This window comes from Streptomyces sp. NBC_01335 (genome assembly GCF_035953295.1).
Taxonomy (GTDB): domain Bacteria; phylum Actinomycetota; class Actinomycetes; order Streptomycetales; family Streptomycetaceae; genus Streptomyces.
Map to the genome: position 1 here is coordinate 481,213 of NZ_CP108370.1, position 23,364 is coordinate 504,576.

Annotated in this window: 4 protein-coding genes; 1 reads left to right on the plus strand and 3 read right to left on the minus strand. The window is 75.0% G+C overall.

All coding sequences use genetic code 11. The features are described from left to right. Positions 1 to 7: 7 nt before the first annotated feature. From OG599_RS02040 to OG599_RS02050, 3 genes are all read right to left on the minus strand, one after another. Positions 8 to 4,192 carry a type I polyketide synthase gene (locus tag OG599_RS02040; RefSeq protein ID WP_327174175.1) on the minus strand — a complete coding sequence of 1,395 codons (4,185 nt, stop codon included), beginning with the start codon at positions 4,190 to 4,192 and terminating at the stop codon, positions 8 to 10. 75 nt (positions 4,193 to 4,267) lie between these two features. After that, the gene (locus OG599_RS02045) at positions 4,268 to 13,075 is read right to left on the minus strand and encodes a type I polyketide synthase (RefSeq protein WP_327174176.1); all 8,808 of its coding nucleotides are present in this window, start codon (positions 13,073 to 13,075) and stop codon (positions 4,268 to 4,270) included. Between the two features lie 159 nt (positions 13,076 to 13,234). After that, entirely contained in the window at positions 13,235 to 21,463 is an 8,229-nt protein-coding gene (locus OG599_RS02050; protein ID WP_442809654.1) for a type I polyketide synthase, read from the minus strand. Positions 21,464 to 21,931: 468 nt separating this feature from the next. Between OG599_RS02050 and ccrA the strand changes: the two genes are divergently transcribed. After that, on the plus strand, positions 21,932 to 23,287 hold the full coding sequence (gene ccrA / locus OG599_RS02055) for a crotonyl-CoA carboxylase/reductase (RefSeq protein ID WP_327174178.1): 1,356 nt from the start codon (positions 21,932 to 21,934) through the stop codon (positions 23,285 to 23,287). The last annotated feature ends 77 nt before the right edge of the window (positions 23,288 to 23,364 follow it).

The window sequence follows — 23,364 nt, forward strand, 5'->3', positions numbered from 1 at the left end:
TGCGGGTTCAGTCCCGGAGGCTCAGCCACGTCTCGACGGCGGCCGCGGTGGTCGCCGAGTGCTCCTCCAGTACGGAGAAGTGGTCGCCCGGCACGTCGGTGGTGTCGTGCGGCAGCCGCCAGAAGGCGCGGGTGTCCCGGGCGGGGTCGTCCGGTGTACCGGGAAGGGGGGCCTCGGCGCGGAGCAGCAGCGTGGGGGTGGTGACCTCCCGGGGCTGCCAGCTGCCGAAGGTGGTGAGGTAACTGCCCATCGTGGTGATGCCGTTGTCGGTGAGCCCGAGGTCGAAGGCGTCGAACCGGTCGACCATTCCGTTGATCATGGCAGGCATCCACCACTCCATTCCCGGCAGGGTCGCGGTGTCCATCGGATAGGTGTCCACCATGGTCAGGCCGGTCGGCGGGGTGCCGCGCCGTTCGAGTTCGGCGGCCACCGCGTGGGCGACGCAGCCACCCAGGGACCTCCCCAGCACGGCGAACGGCCTGTCGCCCACGAGGCGTTGGACGGCGTCGGCCTGCATCGTCACGAAGGTCTCCGCCGAGTCGGGCAGGGCGCTGCCTTCGGGGTAACCGGGCGCGGGGACGGCGAGGACGTCCCGTACGCCGTGCAGCGCCTGGGCGAACCGGGCGTACTCGTGCGGCCCGGAGAGGGCGGTGAGGGCGGGGAAGCAGACCAGCGCGGTCCGTGCGTCGCCCCGTGCCAGCGCCACCGGTTCGGCCGCGTGCCGGGCGCGGTCCGCCGTACCGAAGGTGCTCCTCAACCGGGAGGCGGCGATGGCCACTTCGGTGGCGGCCTTGATCTCCTGGGCGGCGCACAGCCGCAGATAGAGCGTGGTGAGGGGCCCTTCGTCCGGGCCGGTGGGCTGTTTCCGTGCCCGCAGCAGTTCGCCCAAGTGTCCAGCGAGCGACGCCGGTTCGGGGTAGCGAATGGTGAGGGCTCCGCCGAGCGCCAGGCCCGTGCGGGCGGCGAGCCGGGTGCGCAGTTCGACGGCGGAGAGGGAGTCCAGGCCCACTTCGACGAAGGCCCGGTCGGGGGCGACGGCGCCGGGGGACGTGTGCCCGAGGACGGCGGACACCTCCGCCGTGACGAGGTCGAGCAGCGCGGTGTCGAGCGCTGGCCCCGACAGCTCCGCGTGCCGGTCGGCCCAACTAGGCCGTGTGTCGAAAGTGGCGCCGTCCGCCCGGAGGGCGGGTCCGGCGGCGTCCGGTGCGTGCGATCGCAAGGCGGAGGGTCGCCCCGATACTGGATGTATCGGGGTGATCCCGACAACGCGGCGAGCGTGCGTGCCGGGCGTCGCCGGACAGGCGGGACTTTCGACACACGGCCTAGGCCCGTTCACCGCTGACTCGGGTTCGGCGAGCGGGGTTACCGCGGTGGCTCGGCGGGTCACGGTGGCGTCGAGCCAGTGGCGGCTGCGCTGGAAGGGGTAGGTGGGCAGGTCGACCGTACGGGGCCGCTCGCCCTCGAAGACGGCCCGCCAGTCGACCGGTGCCCCGTGGGCGTGGAGGCGGGCCAGCGCCGTCAGGAGCGTCGTCGCCTCGGCCCGGCCGCCGCGCAGCAGGGGAACGAGTACGGGGGGCGACGCCGCGTCCGGGTCCTGGGCGGTCAGGATCTCGGCGGTCAGGCCGGTCAGGACGGCGTCCGGTCCGATCTCGACGAACCGGGTCACCCCCGAGTCGCGCAACTCCCGCACCACGTCGAGGAAGCGGACCGGCCGCCGGGCGTGCTCGGTCCAGTGGTCGGCGGTGCCCAGCTCTCCCGTACCGGCGGGGGCGCCGGTCAGGTCGGAGACCACGGGGATGCCGGGCTCCTCGTACCGCAGCGCCTTGGCCGTACGGTGGAACTCGTCCAGCATCGGGTCCATGCGGGGCGAGTGGAAGGCGTGGCTCACCCGCAGGCGGGACGTTCTGCGGCCGCGCTCCTCGAAGCCGGCCGCCACGGCGAGGACGGGTTCCTCGTCGCCGGAGACGACCACCGCGCGGGGGCCGTTGACCGCGGCGACCGCGACCGTCTCCCCCAGGCCGGCGAGCGCCTCGGCGACCTCCTCCTCGGTCGCCTCGACGGCGGCCATCGCCCCACCGGGCGGCAGCGCCTGCATCAGCCGGCCGCGCGCCGCGACCAGGGCTGCGGCGTCCTCCAGGGAGAGCACCCCGGCCACCTGCGCGGCGGCGAGCCCGCCGATCGAGTGCCCGGCGACGACGTCGGGCCGCACCCCCCAGGCATCCAGCAGCCGGAAGAGCGCGACCTCCACGGCGAAGAGGGCGGGTTGGGCGTACTCCGTGCGGTCGAGCAGCTCGCCGTGGTCGGCACGGAGCACGACCTCGCGCACCGGGTGGGCGAGGTGGCCCGCGCAGTGACGGTCCAGCGCGGCGGCCACCTCGTCGAAGGCGCGGGCGTAGGCGGGGAACTGCTCGTACAACTCCCTTCCCATGGACACTCGTTGGCTGCCCTGCCCGGTGAAGAGGAAGGCGGTGCGCCCGGTGCGCGCCGCGCGGGGAAGGTCTTGCCCGGCGCCGACGACGGCGGCGGAGGGATGTCCGTCCGCCAGTGCCCGCAGCCCGGCGAGAAGCTCGTCCCGGTCCTCGGCCACCACGGTGGCGCGGTGCGGGTGCGTGGTGCGGGCGGTGGCCAGCGACCAGGACACGTCGAGCGGGTCGAGGCCGGGGCGGGAGTCCAGCAGCCCAGCCAGCCGGGCCGCCTGGTCCCGCAGCGCCCCCGCCGACCTGGCGGAGAGCAGCCAGGGGAGCACGCCGGCGGCACGGGGCGCGGGGGCGTCGGCCTCCGGCCCGCTCCCGTCCGGGGCAGGGGCGGCCGGGGCCTCCTCGACGATCACGTGGGCGTTCGTCCCGCTCACGCCGAAGGCGGAGACCCCGGCCCGGCGGGGGCGACCGGTACCGGGCCACGGCCGGGCCTCGTCCAGCAGCCGTACCCCGCCGCCCGCCCACTCCACGTGCGGGGTGGGGGTACCGGCGTGCAGGGACTGCGGGAGGATACCGTGCCGGATCGACTGCACGGCCTTGATCAGTCCGGCCACTCCCGCCGCGGCGGCGGTGTGGCCGATGTTGGACTTGAGCGAACCGAGCCAGAGCGGGGCGTCCTCGGGCCGTCCGGTGCCGTAGACCTCCTGGAGCGCCTGGGCCTCGATCGGGTCGCCGAGGGTGGTGCCGGTGCCGTGCCCCTCCACCAGGTCGACGTCGTGCGGGGCGAGGCCGGCGGTGGCCAGCGCCTGCCGGATGACCCGCTGCTGGGCGGGTCCGTTCGGTGCGGTCAGCCCGTTCGAGGCACCGTCCTGGTTCACCGCGGAGCCGCGTACCACCGCGAGCACCGGGTGCCCCAGCCGCCGCGCGTCCGACAGCCGTTCCACCAGCAGCATTCCGGCCCCCTCCGCCCAGCCGGTGCCGTCCGCCCCCGCGCCGTACGCACGGCACCGGCCGTCCGGCGAGAGCCCGCGCTGGCGGGAGAACTCCACGAAGCCGGCCGGGGTGGACATCACGGTCGCGCCGCCCGCGAGCGCGAGGTCGCACTCCCCCGAGCGCAGCGCCTGTACGGCGAGGTGGAGGGCGACCAGCGAGGAGGAGCACGCGGTGTCCACCGTCACGGCCGGGCCCTCGAACCCGTACGTGTAGGAGATCCGCCCCGACGCCACACTGGCGAGGTTGCCGATGCCGAGGTACCCCTCCAGTTCGGCCGGTACCTCGGTGAGCCGGTGGTGGTAGTCCTGTGCGGTCAGGCCGACGAAGACCCCGGTACGGCTGCCGCGCAGGGACTCAGGAGCGATGCCCGCCCGCTCGAAGGCCTCCCAGGACGACTCCAGCAGCAACCGCTGCTGCGGGTCGGTCGCCAGCGCCTCGCGCGGTGACATCCCGAAGAACTCGGCGTCGAAGTCCGCCGCGTCGTGCAGGAATCCGCCGTGCCGGGCGTAGCTGGTGCCGGGGTGCGCGGGATCGGGGTCGTAGAGCGCTTCGAGGTCCCAGCCCCGGTCGGTGGGCCACGGGGTGATGGCGTCGCCGCCGGCGGCCACCAGATCCCACAGGGCGTCCGGCGAGTCCACCCCGCCGGGGAGCCGGCAGCTCATGCCGACGACGGCGATCGGCTCCCGGAGGCCTGACTCGACCTCGCGCAGGCGCTTCAGCGTCTCCCGGTTCTCGGCGAGCGCGCGCTTGAGGTAACTGCGCAGCTTCTCCTCATCGGCCATGACCGGCCACCTCCTCCATGGTCTTTGTGTGCGAATAAATTTGATGCTGCGTCAGGACGTGTGAACGGTCGGGGGTCATCGCGCCTCGTTGTCCATCAGCTCGAAGAGCTCCTCGTCGGTGGCCCCGTCCAGGTCGATCTCCTCGCCCTCCTGCCGATCGGGCGCGGCCCGGCCGGTGTCCCACCTGGCCACCAACGCCCGCAGGCGTGAGAGGAGTTCGGCAGCGTCCGGGTCGAGCGGGTCCGCGCCGGGCACGGCCTGCTCCAGCAGGGCGAGGGCGTCCGTCGCCGCATCGCGTTCCACGGTCGGGGAGTCGGGGAGCAGGCCGGCGAGGTGCGCGGCGACGGCGGCGGGGGTCGGGTGGTCGAAGACCAGGGTCGCCGGAAGCCGTACGCCGACGGCGGCGGCCAGCCGGTTGCGCAGATCGACGGCGGTCAGCGATTCCAGGCCGAGCCCCTTGAAGGCGTGGTCCGCGCCGATCTCCCCGGCGTCCTCGTGACCCAGCACCTCGGCCGTCTGGCGTACCACCAGGTCGAGCAGGGCCTCGGCGCGGGCGGCGGGCGCCAGGGCGGCGAACCGCGCTCCCGGTCCTGCCTGTTCGTGGTCCTGGCCGCGGCCGAAGATCGGAGCCCCGTCCGAGGATCCGGCCTGCGGAGCGGTCCCGGCGAGCGGACCGGCGGCGGCCGTGCCGGCGTCCAGCCAGTAGCGCCGACGCTGGAAGGCGTACGTGGGCAGCTCCACCCGCTCGCCCTGCTCCACCCGCTCGGCCGGCCCCACGCCCTCCGGCCGCAGGCCCTCGAAGGCCGGGGACCAGTCCACCTCCACGCCTCGGGCGTGGACGACCGCGGCGGAGGTGAGGAACCGGTCGAGTCCGCCGTGGTCCCGCCGCAGCGTCTCGGTCACGGCGACGTCGCCGGCTTCCGCCTCGTCCACGGTGTCCTGGATGCTGCCGGTCAGCACCGGATGCGGACTGACCTCGATGAGGACCGTGTACCGCTCGGCGAGCAACTCCCTGACGACGGGGGCGAATCGCACCGTCTCGCGGATGTTGCGGTACCAGTACCGCGCGTCGAGCTCCCCGGGTCGGGCGGGTGCGGCGGTGACCGTGGACCAGAGCGGCACTTCGCCCGTGCGGGGCGTGACGAACGCGAGGCGTTCGAGGAGTTCGTCCTTCACCTCGTCGATCACCGGCGAGTGCCCGGCGACCGTGGCCGCCCTGATCCGCCGGGCCCGCTCGCCCCGCGCCTCGCACTCGGCGAGCAGTTCGTCCAGGGCGGCCTCGTCCCCCGCGACCACGGCGGCCGAGGGGCCGTTGACGGTCGCCACCGAGAGCCGTCCCGGCCAGGCCGCGATGCGGCGCTCGACCTCGGCGAGGGGCAGCGCCAGGGAGGCCATGCCGCCCTTCCCGACGAGCCCGGCCAGGATCAGGCTGCGCTCGACGACGATCCGTGCGGCATCCTCCAGTGTGAGGATGCCCGCCACGCAGGCGGCGGCGACCTCGCCCTGGCTGTGCCCGACCACCGCGTCCGGCCGCACGCCGTACGCCTCCCACTGGGCCGCGAGCGCCACCAGCACGGCCCACAGGGCCGGTTGGGCCACGTCCACCCGGTCCAGGGTGGGGGCGTCCGGGGTCTCCCGCAGCACGTCGGTGAGCGACCAGTCGACCAGGGGCTCCAGGGCTCGGGCGCACTCCTCGATGCGTGTGGCGAAGGCCGGAGCGGTGTCGAGCAGTCCCCGGGCCATCCCGGCCCACTGCGAGCCGTGGCCGGGGAAGACGAAGACCGTGCGGACGCCCTCGGTCGCGGTTCCCCGGACGAGGTTTCCGGCGGGTTCGCCCCGGACGAGCGCGCCCAGGGCGTCCGCGAGGCCGTCCCGGTCGGCGGCGACCACGACGGCCCGGTGGTCGAAGTGCGAGCGGTCGGCGAGGAGCGCGCGGGCGGTTCCGGCGGCGGCCGGGGCCCGGTCCGGGCGGTCCAGAGCCGCGAGGAGGCGCGCGGCCTGGTCGGACACGGCCTGCGGGGTCCGGGCGGAGAGCACCCAGGGCAGCGGGGAGCCGTCCTCGGCCGGGGCGGGCTCCCGCTCGTCTCCGTCGATGGTGACGGCAGGAGCAGCAGGGGCGGCGGGGGCGGCGGGCTGTTCGAGGATGACGTGCGCGTTGGTGCCGCTCACGCCGAAGGAGGAGACGCCCGCGCGCAGCGGCCGGCCGGCCGCCTCCCAGGGGCGCTCCTCGGTGAGGAGGCGCACCCCGCCCGAGGCCCAGTCCACGTCGGGCGAGGGCGTGTCGACGTGCAGGGTTCTCGGCAGCACGCCGTGCCGCATGGCCTGCACCATCTTGATGACCCCGGCGACCCCGGCGGCGGCCTGGGTGTGGCCGATGTTGGACTTGAGCGAGCCGAGCCAGAGCGGCCGGTCCTCGGGCCGTCCGGTGCCGTACGCGGCGACCAGTGCCTGGGCCTCGATCGGGTCGCCGAGGGTGGTGCCGGTGCCGTGCCCCTCGACCGCGTCGACGTCGTGCGGGGCGAGGCCCGCGGTGGCCAGCGCCTGCCGGATGACCCGCTGCTGGGCCGGGCCGTTGGGTGCGGTCAGGCCGTTCGACGCGCCGTCCTGGTTCACCGCGGAGCCGCGTACCACCGCGAGCACCGGGTGCCCGAGGCGCCGCGCGTCCGACAGCCGTTCCACCAGCAGCAGCCCGACCCCCTCCGCCCAGCTCGTGCCGTCCGCCGAGGCGGCGTACGCCTTGACGCGGCCGTCCGGGGCGAACGCCCGGTGCCGGGAGGTGGCGACCATGCCGGACGGCGAGGCCATCACGGCGACCCCGCCCGCGAGCGCCAGGTCGCACTCCCCCGAACGCAGCGCCTGCGCCGCGAGGTGGAGGGCGACCAGCGACGAGGAGCACGCGGTGTCCACCGTCACGGCCGGGCCCTCGAACCCGTACGTGTACGAGATCCGCCCCGACGCCACGCTGGCCGCGCTGCCGTTGTGGAGGTAGCCCTCCAACTCCGCCGGGAGTTCCCGCAGTCGGGACGCGTAGTCGTTGTACATCACGCCGACGAAGACGCCGGTACGGCTGCCGCGCAGGGTGTCCGGGGCGATGCCCGCCCGCTCGAACGCCTCCCAGGACGACTCCAGCAGCAACCGCTGCTGCGGGTCGGTCGCCAGCGCCTCGCGCGGCGATATGCCGAAGAATCCGGCGTCGAACTCGGCCGCGTCGTGCAGGAATCCGCCGTGCTGGGTGTACGTGCGGCCCGGCTCGTCGGGGTCCTCGTCGAAGAGGTTCTCGTTGTCCCAGCCCCGGTCGGCGGGCCACGGGGTGATGGCGTCGCCGCCCTGGGAGACCAGCTCCCACAGGTCGTCGGGCGAGGCCACTCCGCCCGGGAGCCGGCAGCTCATGCCGACGATGACGACGGGGTCGTCCGTGTCCGGGGCCGGAGCGGCCACGGGGGCCGCCGGCTCGGGGTGTTCACCGAGCAGTTCGGCGAGGAGGAAGCGCGCCAGGGACTGGGGGGTCGGGTGGTCGAAGACGAGCGTGGGCGACAGCCGCAGCCCGCTCGCCGCGCCCAGCCGGTTGCGGAGGTCCACGGCGGTCAGCGAGTCGAACCCGAGGTCCTTGAAGGCCCGGCCGGAGGCGAGGGTGTCGCGGTCGGCGCGGCCGAGGACGGTCGCCGCCTCCGCGCGGACCAGATCGGTGAGGAGTTCCTCGCGTTCGGCGGCGCCGAGCGGGAGCAGCCGCGAGGCGAGGGTGGTGCCTCCCGTGCCGGTGGCGGCCTGGCGGGCGACCGGCCTGCGGGTCCGTACGACGTCGCGGAGGACCGGCGGGATCTGCCCGGGGTCGGCGCCGTGCCGCAGGGCGAGGGGGACGAGGAGCGGGTGGTCCGTCGCCCCGGCCGCGTCGAGGAGGGCGAGGCCCTCGGGGGTGGTGAGGGCGCGGGTGCCGTGGCGGGCGTTGCGCTGGTGGGCGGTGTCGTCGAGATGGCCGGTCAGCTCGCTGCTCTCCTCCCACAGCCCCCAGGCCAGGGAGGTCCCGACCAGGCCGTGGGCGCGGCGGTACGCCACCAGCGCGTCGAGGAAGGTGTTGGCCGCGGCGTAGTTGCCCTGGCCGGGGACGCCGAGGACGCCCGCCGCCGAGGAGAAGACCACGAACGCGGAGAGCGGGGCGTCCCGGGTGAGCGCGTGCAGGTTCCACGCCGCGTCGGCCTTCGGGCGCAGCACGGTGTCCAGCCGGTCGGGGGTGAGCGAGGACACGACGCCGTCGTCCAGGGTCCCGGCCGCGTGCACGATTCCGGTGAGCGGGTGGACCGCCGGGATGCCGTCCAGCACGGTCCGCAGGGCGTCCCGGTCGGCCGCGTCGGCGGCGGCGACGGTCGCCTCGGCGCCCAGGGCGGCGAGTTCGGCCACGAACTCCGGGGCGCCCGGCGTGCCGAGGCCGCGCCTGCCGGTCAACAGCAGGTGGCGTACGCCGTGTTCGGTGACGAGGTGGCGGGCCACCAGTCTTCCGAGGAGTCCCAGGCCGCCGGTCACCAGGACCGTGCCCTCGGGCGGCCCGAAGCGCCAGGTGCCAGGAGCGGGTGCGGAGTCGGGTCGGGCGTCGTCGGCCCCGGAGGTCTCGGCCCCGGAGGCGTCGGGCGCTGCTTGGACGAGCCGGGGGACGTGTGCGGTTCCGGCGCGGAGTGCGAGCTGTGTCTCGCCCGCCGCGACGGCGGTCGCGGGCGCCGCGCGGAGGCCGGGGGACGTGCCCTGTTCGGCATGCCCGGCCGGCTCCGTGTCGATGAGCAGGAAGCGGCCCGGGTGTTCGGACTGGGCCGAGCGCAGCAGGCCCCAGACGCCCGCCGCGGCGAGGTCCGGCGACTCGCCGTCGACGGAGACCGCGCCGGTGGTCACCAAGGCCAGCGGGACGGCGTCGAGTTCGGGGTGGGAGAGCCAGTCCTGGACGAGGGCGAGCACCCGCTCCAGGCTCGCGCGGGCGTGCTCCGGCGGGGGCGTACCGTCCTCCGGCCGCCCTTCGGCGGGTACCTCGTACAGGACCGGTCCGGCCGGGGCCCGGCCCGCGCGGACCGCGGCGGCGACCTCGGCGGGGTCGCGGAACAGGACCGAGGCGTCCGGGTCGGTGTGCCGCGGCTCGGCGCCCTCGGGCAGGAGGACCGCGAGCGGCCCGGGTGCGGGGGCGGTGAGCGGCAGCGGGGTCCAGGCGAGCCGGTACAGCGGTTCGACGGCCCCGGGGGCGGTGGCGAGCCGGTCCGCCGCCACCGGGCGGTACACCAGGGAGTCGAGGGAGACGACGGGCGTGCCCGTCGGGTCGGTGGCGTCCAGGGAGAGTCCGCCGTCGGCGGTGGGCGCGAGCCGTACCCGCAGGGCGGTCGCGCCCGAGGCGTGCAGCCGTATCCCGTTCCAGGCGAACGGCAGCAGCACCTCGTCCGGTCCGGCCTGCGACGGGGTGCCGAGGGCGGCCGCGTGGAAGGAGGCGTCGAGCAGGGCCGGGTGCACCCCGAACTCCCCTGCCGCCGACTCCTCTTCACCGTCGAGCGCGACCTCGGCGAAGATCTCCTCGCCGAGCCGCCAGGCCGCGCGCAGCCCCTGGAAGCGGGGCCCGTACGCGACGCCGGACTCCGCGAGCCGGTCGTAGAGGCCGTCCAGCGGGAGCGCGGTGGCGCCGGGCGGCGGCCAGCTGCCCGGCGCGCCCTGCGTCCGCGCGGGGCGGGCCGTACGCGACAGGTGCCCGGTGGCGTGCCGGGTCCAGCCTTCGCCGTCCGCCGCGTCCTGCGGGCGCGAGTGGACGGTCACCGCGCGGCGGCCGTCCTGGGCGGGCGCGGCGACGGCCACCTGGATCTGGAGGGCGTCCTCGGCCGGCAGTACGAGGGGCGCCTCGATGACGAGTTCGTCGACCGTGTCGCGGCCGGCTTCGTCGGCGGCCCGTACGGCCAGTTCCACCAGGGCGGTGCCGGGGACGAGGACCCGGTCGAGCACCGTGTGGTCGGCGAGCCAGGGGTGCGTCCGGAGGGAGAGCCGCCCGGTCAGGAGCAGCCCGTCGCCCTCGGCCGGGCGGAGCGACGCGCCGAGCAGCGGGTGTCCGGCGGCGCGCAGGCCGAGTCCGGGGGCGTCGGCCGCCTGGGCGCTCGTGTTCTCCAGCCAGAACCGCTGCCGCTGGAAGGGGTAGGTGGGCAGGCCGGCCAGGTCGAAGAGGCTGGGGCGCGGGCCGGCGAGTACGGGGCTCCAGTCGACGGCGACTCCGTGGACCTGCGTTTCGGCCAGCGAGGTGAGGAAGCGGGTCGTGCCGCCCTCGCCCCGGCGCAGCGAGCCGGTGACGACGGCGTCCGCGTCCGCCGCCTCGGCCGTCTCCTGCACGGCGGAGGTCAGCACCGGGTGCGGGCTGGCCTCGATGAACACGTCGTGGCCTTCGGCGAGCAGCTTCCGGGTGGCGGGTTCGAAGAGGACGGTCTGCCGGAGGTTGGTGTACCAGTACTCCGCGTCCATCACCGTGGTGTCGAGCCAGTCGCCGGTGACCGTGGAGAGGAGGGGGACGGTAGCGGCGCGCGGGGTGACCGGTGCGAGGGCGGTCAGCAGCTCCTCGCGGACCGTCTCGACCTGCGCCGAGTGGGAGGCGTAGTCGACCGGGACCCTGCGGGTGCGGACGCCGTCGCGCTCACCGGCCGCGATGAACTCGTCGAGGGCGGCGGGTTCGCCGGCGACCACCACGGCGGAGGGGCCGTTGACCGTGGCGACCGAGATGCGTCCGTCCCAGGGGGCGATCGCGGCCTCGGCCTCGGGCCGGGGCAGCGCCACGGAGACCATGCCGCCGCCGCCCGAGAGCGCGCCGATGGCCCGGCTGCGCAGGGCGACCACCCGGGCCGCGTCCTCCAGGGTCAGGGCCCCGGCGACGTACGCGGCGGCGATCTCGCCCTGGCTGTGCCCGATCACGGCGTCGGGGCGTACCCCGTACGACGTCCAGAGCTCGGCCAGGGAGACCATGACCGCCCAGAGCGCGGGCTGCACGACGTCCACCCGGTCGTGGTCGGGGGCGTCCTCGGCGCCGCGCAGCACGTCGGTCAGGGACCAGCCGGTCCAGGGTTCCAGCGCACGGGCGCACGCTTCGATGCTGTCGGCGAACACGGGTGAGCTGTCCAGGAGCTCGCGGGCCATGCCGGTCCACTGGGAGCCCTGGCCGGGGAAGACGAACACCGTACGGCGCTCGCCCCCGGCGGTCCCCCGCACGAGTCCGGGCGCGGACTCCCCCGAGGCGAGCGCGTCGAGCCCGGCGAGCAACTCCTGGGCCCCGGAGCCGACGACGACGGCGCGCTCCTCGAACGCGGTGCGTCCCGCGTCGAGTTCACGCGCGACGGCAGCCGTGTCCGGTCCGGTACGGAGGTAGGCGGCGAGCTCGGCGGCCCGGGCGGCGAGGGCGGCCGGGGTCCGCGCGGAGAGCACCAGGGGCACGGCGGCCGGGCCTTCGGCACCGCGTGCGGGTTCGGGCTCGGGTTCTGCTTCGGTCGCGGCTCCGGGTTCGGTCTCCGGGGCCTGTTCCAGGACGATGTGGGTGTTGGTGCCGCTCATGCCGAAGGCGGAGACGCCCGCGCGGCGCGGCTCCCCGGTCTCGGGCCACGGCCGGTGTTCGGCGAGGAGGGCCACGGCGCCGGACGCCCAGTCGACGTGCGGGGACGGCTCGTCCAGGTGGAGGGTCTTCGGCAGCACCCCGTGCCGCATGGCCTGCACCATCTTGATGACGCCGGCCACCCCGGCCGCCGCCTGGGTGTGGGCGATGTTCGACTTCACGGAGCCGAGCCACAGGGGAGCCTCGTCGGTGTGCTCCTGGCCGTAGGTGGCGAGCAGCGCCTGCGCTTCGATGGGGTCGCCCAGGGTGGTGCCGGTGCCGTGCGCCTCGACGGCGTCGACCTGCCCGGCGGTGAGCCGTGCGTCGGCGAGCGCCTGGCGGATGACCCGCTGCTGGGCGGGGCCGTTGGGCGCGGTCAGCCCGTGCGAGGCGCCGTCCTGGTTGGCGGCCGTACCCCTGATGACGGCGAGCACCCGGTGGCCGAGGCGGCGCGCGTCGGAGAGCCGCTCGACGAGCAGCAGCCCGGCCCCCTCGGACCAGCCGGTCCCGTCGGCGGCACCGGCGAAGGCCTTGCAGCGGCCGTCCGCCGCGAGCCCGTGCTGGCGGGAGAACTCCACGAAGGTGGAGGGGGTGGTCATGACGGTGACGCCGCCGGCCAGCGCGAGGTCGCACTCGCCTGAGCGCAGCGACCGTACAGCCAGGTGGAGGGCGACCGAGGACGAGGAGCAGGCCGTGTCGACGGTGACGGCGGGGCCCTCGAAGCCGAAGGTGTACGAGATGCGGCCGGAGGCGACGCTCGCCGCGTTGCCGACGACGATGTACCCCTCCAGGTCCTCGGGGACGGCACCGGCCGGGGGCGCGTAGTCGTTGCCGTTGCTGCCCACGAAGACGCCGGTGCTGCTTCCGCGCAGGGTGCCGGGGCGGATGCCGGCCCGCTCGAACGTCTCCCAGGCCGTCTCCAGCAGCAGCCGGTGCTGGGGGTCGGTGGCCAGCGCCTCACGCGGCGAGATGCCGAAGAAGTCGGTGTCGAAGTCGCCGGGGGACGCGAGGAACGCGCCTCGCCGGGTGGAGGAGGTGCCGGGCCGGTCCGGGTCCGCGTCGAAGAGGGCCGAGGTGTCCCAGCCCCGGTTGTCGGGGAAGTCGCCCACCACGTCTCCGCCCTCGGAGACCAGCCGCCACAGGTCCTCAGGGGAGTCGATCCCGCCGGGGAAGTGGCAGGCCATGCCCACGATGGCGACGGGTTCGTGGCCGCCCTCCTCGGCGTCGCGCAACTTCTTGCGGGTCTCGTGGAGTTCGGCGGTGACCCGCTCCAGGAGATACCGCATCCGGCTGTCGTTCATCAATCCACCCTTCGTGCGGAGTGCCCGGTGCTGGGAAGGCCGAGCGGATCAGGCAGGGGGTCGAGCGCCCGGGTCCGGGCGGTCGGTGGTGCGGGGAGGCCGGGCCGTGGGGTTGCATGCGGGGTCGCATGCCTGTGAGGGCCGGCCGCCGGACCTGCGTTACGAGATGCCGAGTTCCTTGCCGATGAAATCCATCAGTTCGTCGTCGGTGGCGGACGAGAGGCCGGCTGCGAGGTCCTGGTCGTCGCCCTCGGCCGGCCGGGGCTCTCCGTGGCCGACCGCCGCCAGCGCGTTCAGCCGGCCGGCCGCGCCTTCGCGTTCGGGCCCGCCCGGCGGCAGGGAGGCGAGGAGGGCCTCCAGCCGGTCGAGGTGCGCGGCGAGTTCGCCTGCCGTGTCCTGTGCCGCCCGGACCTCGGGGACGAGCCGTTCGTACAGCAGCTCGGCGAGAGCGTGCGGGGTGGGGTGGTCGAAGACCGCGGTGGTCGGCAGGCTCAGCCCGGTGCGCTGGTTGAGGCGGTTGCGCAGTTCCACGGTGGTGAGGGAGTCGAAGCCCTGCTCCTTGAACCCCCGGTGGATGTCGACCGAGTTGGCCGGCCGGCCGCCCTGGACCTCGCCGACCTGGATCGTCACGAAGCGGAGCAGCAGCCTGCGGCGTTCCTGCTCGCTCGCGGCTCCGGATAGTTCCGCCACCAGACCGCCCTGTTCGGGTTCTTCGGGCGGGGCGGTCCCCGTGTCGGACGGTCCGGCCGTCAGCTCCGCCAGGAGCGGGTGGGAGCGGGCGGCGGCCAGGATCTGCCAGTCGGCACGGCAGACCACCAGATGGGTCTCGTCCTGGTCCAGGGCCTGTTCCAGTACGGAGAGGGCGAGTTGCGGATCCATGGGGAGCAGCCCACCGCGCGCGTTGCGGTGGGCGCCTTCGTCTCCGGCGATGCCGTCGCCCGCCCACTGGCCCCAGGAGATCGAGGTGGCGGGGAGCCCGGCGGCGCGGCGGGTGTGGGCGAGGGCGTCGAGATAGGCGTTGCCCGGGGCGTAGTTGCCCTGCCCGGGTGTGCCCGCGATCCCGGTGACGGAGGAGAAGAGCACGAAGGCCGTCAGGGGCAGGTCGCGGGTGAGTTCGTCCAGGTGGCGTGCGCCGAGCGCCTTGACCCGCAGGACCCGGTCGGCCTGCTCGGGGGTGAGGGCGTCGAGCAGGGCGTCGTCGAGCACGGCGGCGGTGTGCACGACCGCCGTCAGCGGCTGCTCGGCGGGCACCGCGGCCAGCACCCCGGCGAGCGCGTCGCGGTCGGCGACGTCGCAGGCCGCGAAGGTCACCTCGGCGCCCAGCTCGCCGAGTTCGGCGCGCAGGGTGTCCGCGCCGGGGGCGTCGCCGCCTCTCCTGCTGACCAGCAGCAGATGGCCGGCGCCCTTGCGGGCCAGCCAGGCGGCGGTGTGCCGGGCGAGCGCGCCGGTGCCTCCGGTGACGAGGACGGTGCCGCCGGGGGTCCAGCCGGTCGTACGGCCCCCCGAGGCCGGTTCCAACGGTGCGGGGACGAGGCGGCGGGCGAGCAGCCCCTCGGGCCGGACGGCGAGTTCGGCTTCCCGGTGGCCTCCGGTGAGGGCGGTGAGCACCCGGCGGGCGGCGCGGGCGTCCGCATGCTCGGGCAGATCGACGACACCGCCCCATCGAGGGCTCTCCACGGCGGCGATCCCCCCGAGCCCCCAGACGAGCGCACCGGTGGGGTCGGCCGCCGGGTCGGCCGTGCCGGTGGTCACCGCTCCCCGGGTGAGGGCCCAGAGCGGCGCCCCGCTCACGGCGCCGCTCTCCAGTGCCTGGAGGAGCGTGGTGGTGGCGGCCAACCCGTACGGAAGGGCCGGCCGTCGCGGGTCCGCTCCGTGGTCGAGCGAGAGCAGGGAGAGCACCCCGGTCACCGGCTCGGCCGGGGCGCGGTCGGCCGCTTCCGCGAGCAGGGCGGCGAGGGCGTCGCGGTCCGCCCGCGCGTCCGCCACGCGTACCAGGTCGACGCGTGCGCCGCTGCCGGTGAGGGCCTTCTCCAGCAGCGGCGCCCAAGCGTCGTACGGGCGGTCGCCGCCGGTGCGCCCGTCCGGCACGACGAGGAGCCAGCGGGCCGGTCCGGCCGGGGCCGTCGGCTGGTCCGGTACCGGCTGCCAGCGCACCCGGTACCGCAGGCTGTCGGCCTCGGCGGCCCGTCCGCGCTCGCTCCGCCAGTGGGCGAGCCGGGGCAGGACGGTGCCGAGCGCTTCGCGGTGTCCCGGTTCGAGGAGGCCGAGCGTGTCGGCGAGGGCGTCGAGGTCCTGGCGCTCCACGGGCTCCCAGAACCGGTCGTCCCCGGCGGGTACGGCAAAGGGGGCACGGAGTCCGGGTGCGTCGGCCCAGTGGCGGCTGCGCTGGAACGGGTAGGTGGGCAGCTCCACCCGGCTCGGTCCGGAGAGGCCGAGGACGGCGCTCCAGTCGACCTTGGCGCCCCGGGCGTGGGCGGTCCCGAGCGCGGTCAGCAGGGTCTCCGGCTCGGGGCGGCCCCGGCGCAGCAGGGAGGCGAGCGCGGGCGGCGGTGTGCCCTCGGGACGGCCGCCGGGCAGGGCCTCCTGGGTCAGTGCCGTGAGGACGGCTTCGGGGCCCAACTCCAGGAAGGTGGTGACCCCGTCGTGCTCCAGGCGGCGTGCGACGTCGAGGAAGCGCACCGTGCCCCGGGCGTGCGCCGCCCAGTATGCGGGCGTGAGCGGTCGCTCACGGGTGAAGTGTTCGCCGTCGAGCGCGCTCAACAGGGGTATGCGCGGAGGGAGATGGGTGAGCTCTGCCGCCACCGCGCCGAGTTCGCCGGTCATCGGGTCCATGAGCGGGGAGTGGAAGGCGTGGCTGGTGCGCAGCCGGCTGGTGCGGCGGCCACGGGCGCGGAAGCGTTCGGCGATCGCGAGGACCGACGCCTCCTCGCCCGACAACACGGTGGAGGCGGGGCCGTTGACGGCCGCGATGCCCACGGCACCTTCGCGTCCCTCACGTTCGGCCTGTCCGTCGCGTTCGGCCTGCGTGTCGAGTTCGGCCTGCGTGTCGAGTTCGGCCTGCGTGTCGAGTTCGGCCAGCACCTCGGCTTCGTCCGCCTCCACGGCGACCATGGCCCCGCCTTCGGGAAGCGCCTGCATCAGGCGGGCGCGGGCGGCGACGAGCGCGGCGGCGTCTTCGAGGGCGAGCACCCCGGCGACGTGGGCGGCGGCCAGCTCGCCGACGGAGTGCCCGGCCACCACGTCGGGGTGTACGCCCCAGGACTCCAGCAGCCGGAAGAGCGCCACCTCCAGGGCGAACAGCGCGGGCTGGGTGTACAGCGTGCGGTCCAGCTCGCCGCCGGTGCCGGTGGGCGCCCCGTCGGCGTCCGCGTCGCCGAAGACGACCTCGCGCAGCGGGGCGGACGCGTACCCGGTCAGGTGGGCGTCGAGCGCCGCGCAGTTGGCGTCGAAGGAGGCGGCGAAGACGGGGTGGGCCGCGTACAGCTCCCGCCCCATGCCGATCCGCTGGCTGCCCTGTCCGGTGAAGAGGAAGGCGGTCCGGCCGTGGGCCGCGGCGTGGCCGCGTACGGCACCCTCGGCCGACTCCCCCCGTGCGATGGCGCGTACGGCGTCGAGCAGCTCGGCGGGATTCCCGCCCACCAGTACCGCTCGGTGGTCGAAGGACGGCTTGCGGGCCAGCGCGTACGCCACCTCGGCGGGGTCGGCCGGCGTGGATTCACCCTCCGCCGCGGAGTCCTCGTCCCCCAGTGCGGCCAGTCGGGCGGCCTGGTCCCGGAGTGCCTGCGGGGTGCGGGCCGAGAGGACCCAGGGGACGGGGCGGCCGGGTGCGGCGGGGGCGCGGGCGGGCTCCGGCGGGGCGGCGGGCGCCTCTTCGAGGATGAGGTGGGCGTTGGTACCGCTGATGCCGAACGCGGAGACGGCGGCGCGGCGCGGGCGGTCGACGGCCGGCCACGGGGTTTCGCGGGTGAGGAGTTCGACGGAGCCGCGGCTCCAGTCGACGTGCGGTGTGGGGCGGTCGACGTGCAGGGTACCGGGCAGCAGACCGTGGCCGAGGGCCTGGGTCATCTTGATGACCGCCGCGACGCCCGCCGCCGCCTGGGTGTGGCCGATGTTGGACTTCAGGGAGCCGAGGAGCAGCGGCCTGCCCTCGGGGCGGTGCTGTCCGTAGGTGTGGATCAGCGCCTGGGCCTCGATGGGGTCGCCGAGGGTGGTGCCGGTGCCGTGCGCCTCCACCGCGTCGACGTCGGCGGCGGTCAACCCGGCCGACTCAAGGGCTTGTTGGATGACGCGCTGCTGGGAGGGGCCGTTCGGGGCGGTCAGTCCGTTGCTGGCGCCGTCCGAGTTGACCGCGCTCCCCCGGACCAGGGCGAGCACCCGGTGACCGTGCCGGCGGGCGTCGGAGAGGCGTTCCAGCAGGACCAGCCCCACCCCCTCCGACCAGGCGGTGCCGTCGGCCGCCGCCGCGAAGGGCTTGCAGTGTCCGTCCGGGGCCAGGCCGCGCTGCCTGCTGAACTCGGTGAACATGCCCGGTGTGGCCATCACGCTGACGCCGCCCGCCAGTGCGAGGTCGCACTCGCCGGACCGCAGGGCGCGGGCCGCGAGGTGGAGCGCCACCAGGGACGAGGAGCAGGCGGTGTCCACGGTGAGCGCGGGCCCCTCCAGGCCGAGGGCGTAGGCGATCCGGCCGGAGGCGACGCTGACGGTCGCGCCCGTCAGCCGGTAGCCCGCCCCCTCGCCGGTGGTCTCGTGCAGCCGGGGACCGTACTCCTGCTGGGTCGCGCCCACGAAGACCCCGGTGCTGCTGCCGCGCAGGGTGGCGGGATCCACTCCGGCGCGCTCCAGCAGCTCCCAGGAGGTCTCCAGCAGCAGCCGCTGCTGGGGATCCATCGCTTCGGCCTCGCGGGGCGACAGGCCGAAGAAGTCGGCGTCGAACCGGTCGGCGTCGTGCAGGAATCCGCCCCGTCCGACGTACGATCCGCCGGGCCGGTCGGGGTCCGGGTGGTGGAGGTCCTCGGGCCAGCCCCGGTTGACGGGGAAGCCGGTGGTCGCGTCGGCGCCCGAGATCAGCAGCTCCCAGAGCTGTTCGGGGGTGTCGGCGCCGCCGGGCCAGCGGCCGGCGGTGGAGACGATCGCGACCGGATCGCCGTCCGGGCCGGTGGATGCCCCGGTGTGCGGGTCTGCGAACGCGCCGGTGTGCGGGTCGGTGGACGCGTCGGCGTGCGCGCCGTCCCGCGTGGTCTCCCGGGGCTGTCGTACGGCTTCCGGGCTTTCCGGCGACGCGTCCCGGCGGGACTCCGCCTCCAGGTGCCGGGCGAGCGCGAGGGGCGTGGGATGGTCGAAGGTCAGGGTGGGCGTCAGCCGGAGCCCGCTCGCCCGGGAGAGCCGGTCCGCGAACTCCACGGCGCCCAGGGAGTCCAGGCCGAGCGCCTTGAAGGTACGTTCCGTGTCGAGCCCGTCCGTGGAGGCCCCGCCGAGGACCTCCGTGGCGGCGGTGATCACGAGCCGCAGGAAGTCCGGGCGGGCGGCCAAGTCCGGCGTCTCCTCGCGGATCGGGAGCGCCGCGTCCCGCCCGGCGTCGGGCGTGGTGGCCTCGGGCCGGGGCGAGGTGGCGAACCGGAACGGCCGGCGCTGGAAGGCGTACGTGGGCAGGGCGGCGCGCTCCGCACGGTTGCCGCCGTCGAAGAATCCGGACCAGTCGGCGTCCGCGCCGGTCGTGTGGAGTTCGGCGACTCCGGTGAGCAGGGAGAGCCGTTCGGGCGTCTTGGGGCGCAGCAACGGCACCGCGGTCGCGGTGGTGTCGCCGTCCGCCGCCAGGACGTCCCGGGTCAGCGCGGTGAGGACGTTGCCGGGGCCCAGCTCGACGTACCCCGTGGTCCCCCGGGACGCCAGCGTGCGCACGGCGTCGCGGAACCGGACCGGGCGCCGGATGTGCTCGGCCCAGTAGTCGGGGGAGGTCAGCTGGTCCGGCCGGGCCTGTTGTCCGGTGGTGTCGGAGATGACGGTGAGGGTCGGCGGCCGGAAGGTGAGGCTCGCGGCGATCCGCCGGAACTCCTCCGCCGCGCCGTCCATGTGCGGGGAGTGGAAGGCGTGGCTCACCGTGAGCGCGCGGGTGCGGCGGCCGAGGGCGGCGAACCGTGCGGCGGCCTCCTCGGCCGCGTCGGCGTCTCCCGAAAGCACTACGGCCCGTGGGCCGTTGACCGCGGCCAGCGCCAAGCGTCCGGTGTAGTCGGCGAGTACGGGGGCCGCTTCCTCCTCCGTCGCCTCCACCGCGATCATCGCCCCGCCCGCGCGGGCCTCGCTCATGAGGCGTCCGCGCGCCGCGACGAGGGTGGCCGCGTCGGCGAGCGGCAGCACCCCCGCGGCGTACGCGGCGGTGAGGCCTCCGACGGAGTGGCCGAGGACGAAGTCCGGTGGCGGAAGGTGTCGTTCGAGCACCCCGTGGAGAGCGGCTCCGAGTGCGAAGAGCGCGACCTGGGTGTACTCGGTGCGGTCGAGCAGGGCCGCTTCCGGAGTACCGGGGGCGGCGAACAGGAGGTCGCGCAGGGGACGTTCGAGGTGGGTGTCGAGGGCGGCGCACACCTCGTCGAGTGCGCGGGCGAAGGCGGGCGTGGTGCGGTGGAGTTCGAGGCCGGCGCCGGGGCGCTGGCTTCCCTGACCGGGGAAGAGGAACGCGACGGGCCCGGCCGCCGTTCGGGCGCGGCCGGTCGACGCGTTGGGGGTGTGGTGGCCGGCCGCGACGGCGTCCAGGGCGGCCAGCAGGCTCGTACGGTCGGCGCCGAGGACCACCGCCCGGTGGTCGAACAGGGCGCGGGTGGTGGCGAGGGCGTGCCCGATGCCGTCGGGGGTCGTGTCCGGGTCGGCCCGCACGTGTGCGGCGAGCCGTCCGGCCTGGGCCCGCAGGGCGGCCGGATCGGCGGCGGAGAGGGTCCAGGGCAGGACGGTCTCCGTGCCGGTGGTGGCGTCGACGGCGGGCCCGGGGCGGGGTGAAGGGCGGACGGGCCGGGTCGGTTCGGCCAGCAGGACGTGGCAGTTGGTCCCGCCCATGCCGAAGGCGCTCACCCCGGCGATCAGCCGCCGGTCCGGCCGGGGCCAGGGGCCCGGCTCGCGCTGGACCCGCAGGCCGAGAGCGTCCAGCGGGATGCGCGGGTTCGGTGTGTCGTGGTTGAGGGTCGCCGGGATGCGCCGGTTCTTCAGGCTCAGCACGGTCTTGAGGAAGCCGGCGATCCCGGCGGCGCCCTCCAGGTGGCCGATGTTGGTTTTCACCGACCCCACCACGAGCGGCTGATCGGCGGCGCGACCGGCACCGTAGGCGGCGCCCAGCGCGGCGGCCTCCACCGGGTCCCCCACCGGGGTTCCGGTGCCGTGCAGTTCGACGTACTGGATCTCGTGCGGGTCGATGCCCGCCTCCCGGGCCGCCAGGTGCAGCACCTCGCGCTGGGCTTCGGCGCTCGGCACGGTGAGGGACTCGGTCGCGCCGTCGTTGTTGACGGCGCTGGCGAGGATCACGCCGTGGATGCGGTCGCCGTCCGCGAGGGCCGCGTCCAGCGGCTTGAGGAGGACCAGCCCGCCGCCCTCGCCCCGTACGTATCCGTTGGCGCGGGCGTCGAAGGTGAACGAGCGGCCGTCCGGGGAGAGTCCGCCGAAGCGGGCGGCGGCCGAGGTGCTGTCGGGCGCCAGGTTGAGGTTGACCCCGCCGGCCAGCGCGAGCTCGCAGTCGCCGTCCCGGACCGCCCGGTGGGCCAGGTGGAGGGAGACGAGGGCGGACGACTGGGCGGAGTCGACGGTCAGGCTGGGGCCGCGCAGGCCGAGGTGGTAGGAGACCCGGTTGGCGAGCAGGCCCCGGTTGAGGCCGGTCAGGGTGTGCCGGGTGACGGGCTCGGCGTCCTCGCGGTGGCGCAGCAGCGCGTAGTCGTACGCCATCGCCCCGAGGTAGACGCCGACCGGGGTTCCGGTGAGGGAACCGGGGACGATTCCGGCCTCTTCCAGCGCCTCCCAGGCGAGTTCGAGGACCAGCCGCTGCTGCGGGTCCATCTCGGCGGCCTCGCGCGGGGAGATCCCGAAGAACGCGTGGTCGAAGTGGTCGACCTCGTCCAGGAAGCCGCCGGGCAGGTCCTCGTCGCGGGGCGCCGGGGTTTCCCGGTTGTGGCCCGTGTCCCGGCCCCGGTCCGTACCGCCGCCCGGCCCTTCGCTCCGGCGCCGCCCCGCACCGGGGGCCGGACGGCGGTCCTCGGGCAGCGGGCGGATCGCGTCGGCGCCCTTGCTCAGCAGGTCCCAGAAGGCGTCGGGGTCGGGGGCTCCGGGCAGCCGGCACGCCAGTCCGACCACGGCGACGGCACGGCCCCCACCCTGGCCGGAGCCGGCCGTGCGGTTGGCACCTTGACTGGTCATGGTCATCGCCGAGCCCTTCTCGTACGTCGCGCGGAGCGTTTCCGGCGCTATGGGTCCGTTCTCCGTGGCCGGGTAATCAGGCACCGGGCAGTCGGGGATCAACAGCCGGGTTCCCAGAACGCGCGTTCATTTCTTCCGGGGCCGGAACATTTCGATTCCGCCCGTTTCCGGAAGGCCGGGTTCGGAGCCCGGCCGGACCCTGGCCGGACCCCTGCCGAAGCCTCGGCGTCATCTCCCACATCCTGACCTCCTTGGGCGTTCCCCGCCTACCCCTACCCTCCCCCTATGACCCCCATCACTCCGCCCGGACCTGGGTTTTCACCGCCACACCCCTGGTTCGGAGCCCATCGTGAAGTCACCCCCTAGCGGCACGGGGAATAGGGGTTCCGTTCCGGAAAAGGCCCGCCGTAGCGTCGACGGGAAACAATTCGACAGCCGCACGCAACATCAATTCGAGAGGAATCAGAAATGGATTCTCTGACCGAGGCCGTTCTCCGCGGAGCCTCACCGGAGGAGTTGGAGCGCGCCCCCGTTCCCACGGAATTCACCGCCGCCCACATCCGGCAGGAGGACGTCGGCATCTTCGACGGCGTGGCCGACAAGGACGTGCGCCGTTCGCTGAAGGTGGACCGGGTGCCGATGCCCGAACTCGCTCCGGACGAGGTGCTGGTGGCGGTCATGGCCAGCTCCATCAACTACAACACCGTCTGGTCGGCGACCTTCCAGCCCGTCTCCACCTTCAACGCGCTCAAGCGGTACGCCCGCACCGGCGGTTACAACGCCCGCCACGACCAGCCCTTCCAGGTCGTCGGCTCCGACGCGGCCGGCGTGATCGTGCGCACCGGCGCCGGGGTCCGGCGCTGGAAGGTGGGCGACCACGTGGCCGTCAACGCGGCGGTGGTGGACGAGCAGGACCCGGTGACGCACTCCGACGGCATGCTCGGCGCCGACCAGAAGGCATGGGGGTACGAGACGAACTTCGGCGGCCTCGCGCACTACACCGTCGTGCGGGCCAGCCAGTTGCTGCCCAAGCCGGCCCATCTGACCTGGGAGGAAGCAGCCTGCGTGCCGCTCTGCGGCGGGACCGCGTACCGCATGCTGGTCAGCGACCGGGGCGCCCGTATCAAGCAGGGCGACATCGTGCTGATCTGGGGCGCGACCGGCGGTCTCGGCGCGTTCGCCGTCCAACTGGTCAAGAATGGCGGTGGCATCCCCGTCGGAGTCGTCAACTCCGAAGCCAAGGCGAAGCAGTTGCAGAAGCTCGGTTGCGATGTGGTGATCAACCGCGAGGAGATCGGCATCGGCGGCGAGCCGACGGCCGGAGCCGGGACGGTGGAGCTGGCCAAGCGACTCGGCCGGGCCATCCGGGCGGAGCTCGGCGAGGACCCGCACGTCGTGTTCGACCACGTCGGCCGGGCCACCTTCGGCATCTCGGTCATCGTGGCGCGGCGCGGCGGCACGGTCGTCACCTGCGGTTCGAGCACCGGCTACGACCACAGCTTCGACAACCGGTACTTCTGGATGAACCTCAAGCGCATCGTGGGCAGTCACGGGATGAACCTCCACGAGGCGGCGGAGATGATGCGACTGCTCAAACTCGGCAGCGTCTCACCGGTCCTCTCCGAGGTGTACCCGCTGGCGGAGGTCGGCGAGGCGGCCCGCCTGGTGCAGACGAACAGCCACACCGGCAAGGTCGGCGTCCTCGCACTCGCCCCCGAGGCCGGTCTCGGCGTGACCGACCCCCGACTGCGCGCCCGGATCGGCGAGGAGCGGCTCGGTCCGCTGCGTTCCGGACTTCTCCCGCAACCCGCGCTCGCCCGGTGAGCACACCTCCCGCAACCCGTACGCGCACGACGAGCGTGCCGCGCGGAGCACGTACCGCACCACGGACCACTGCCACG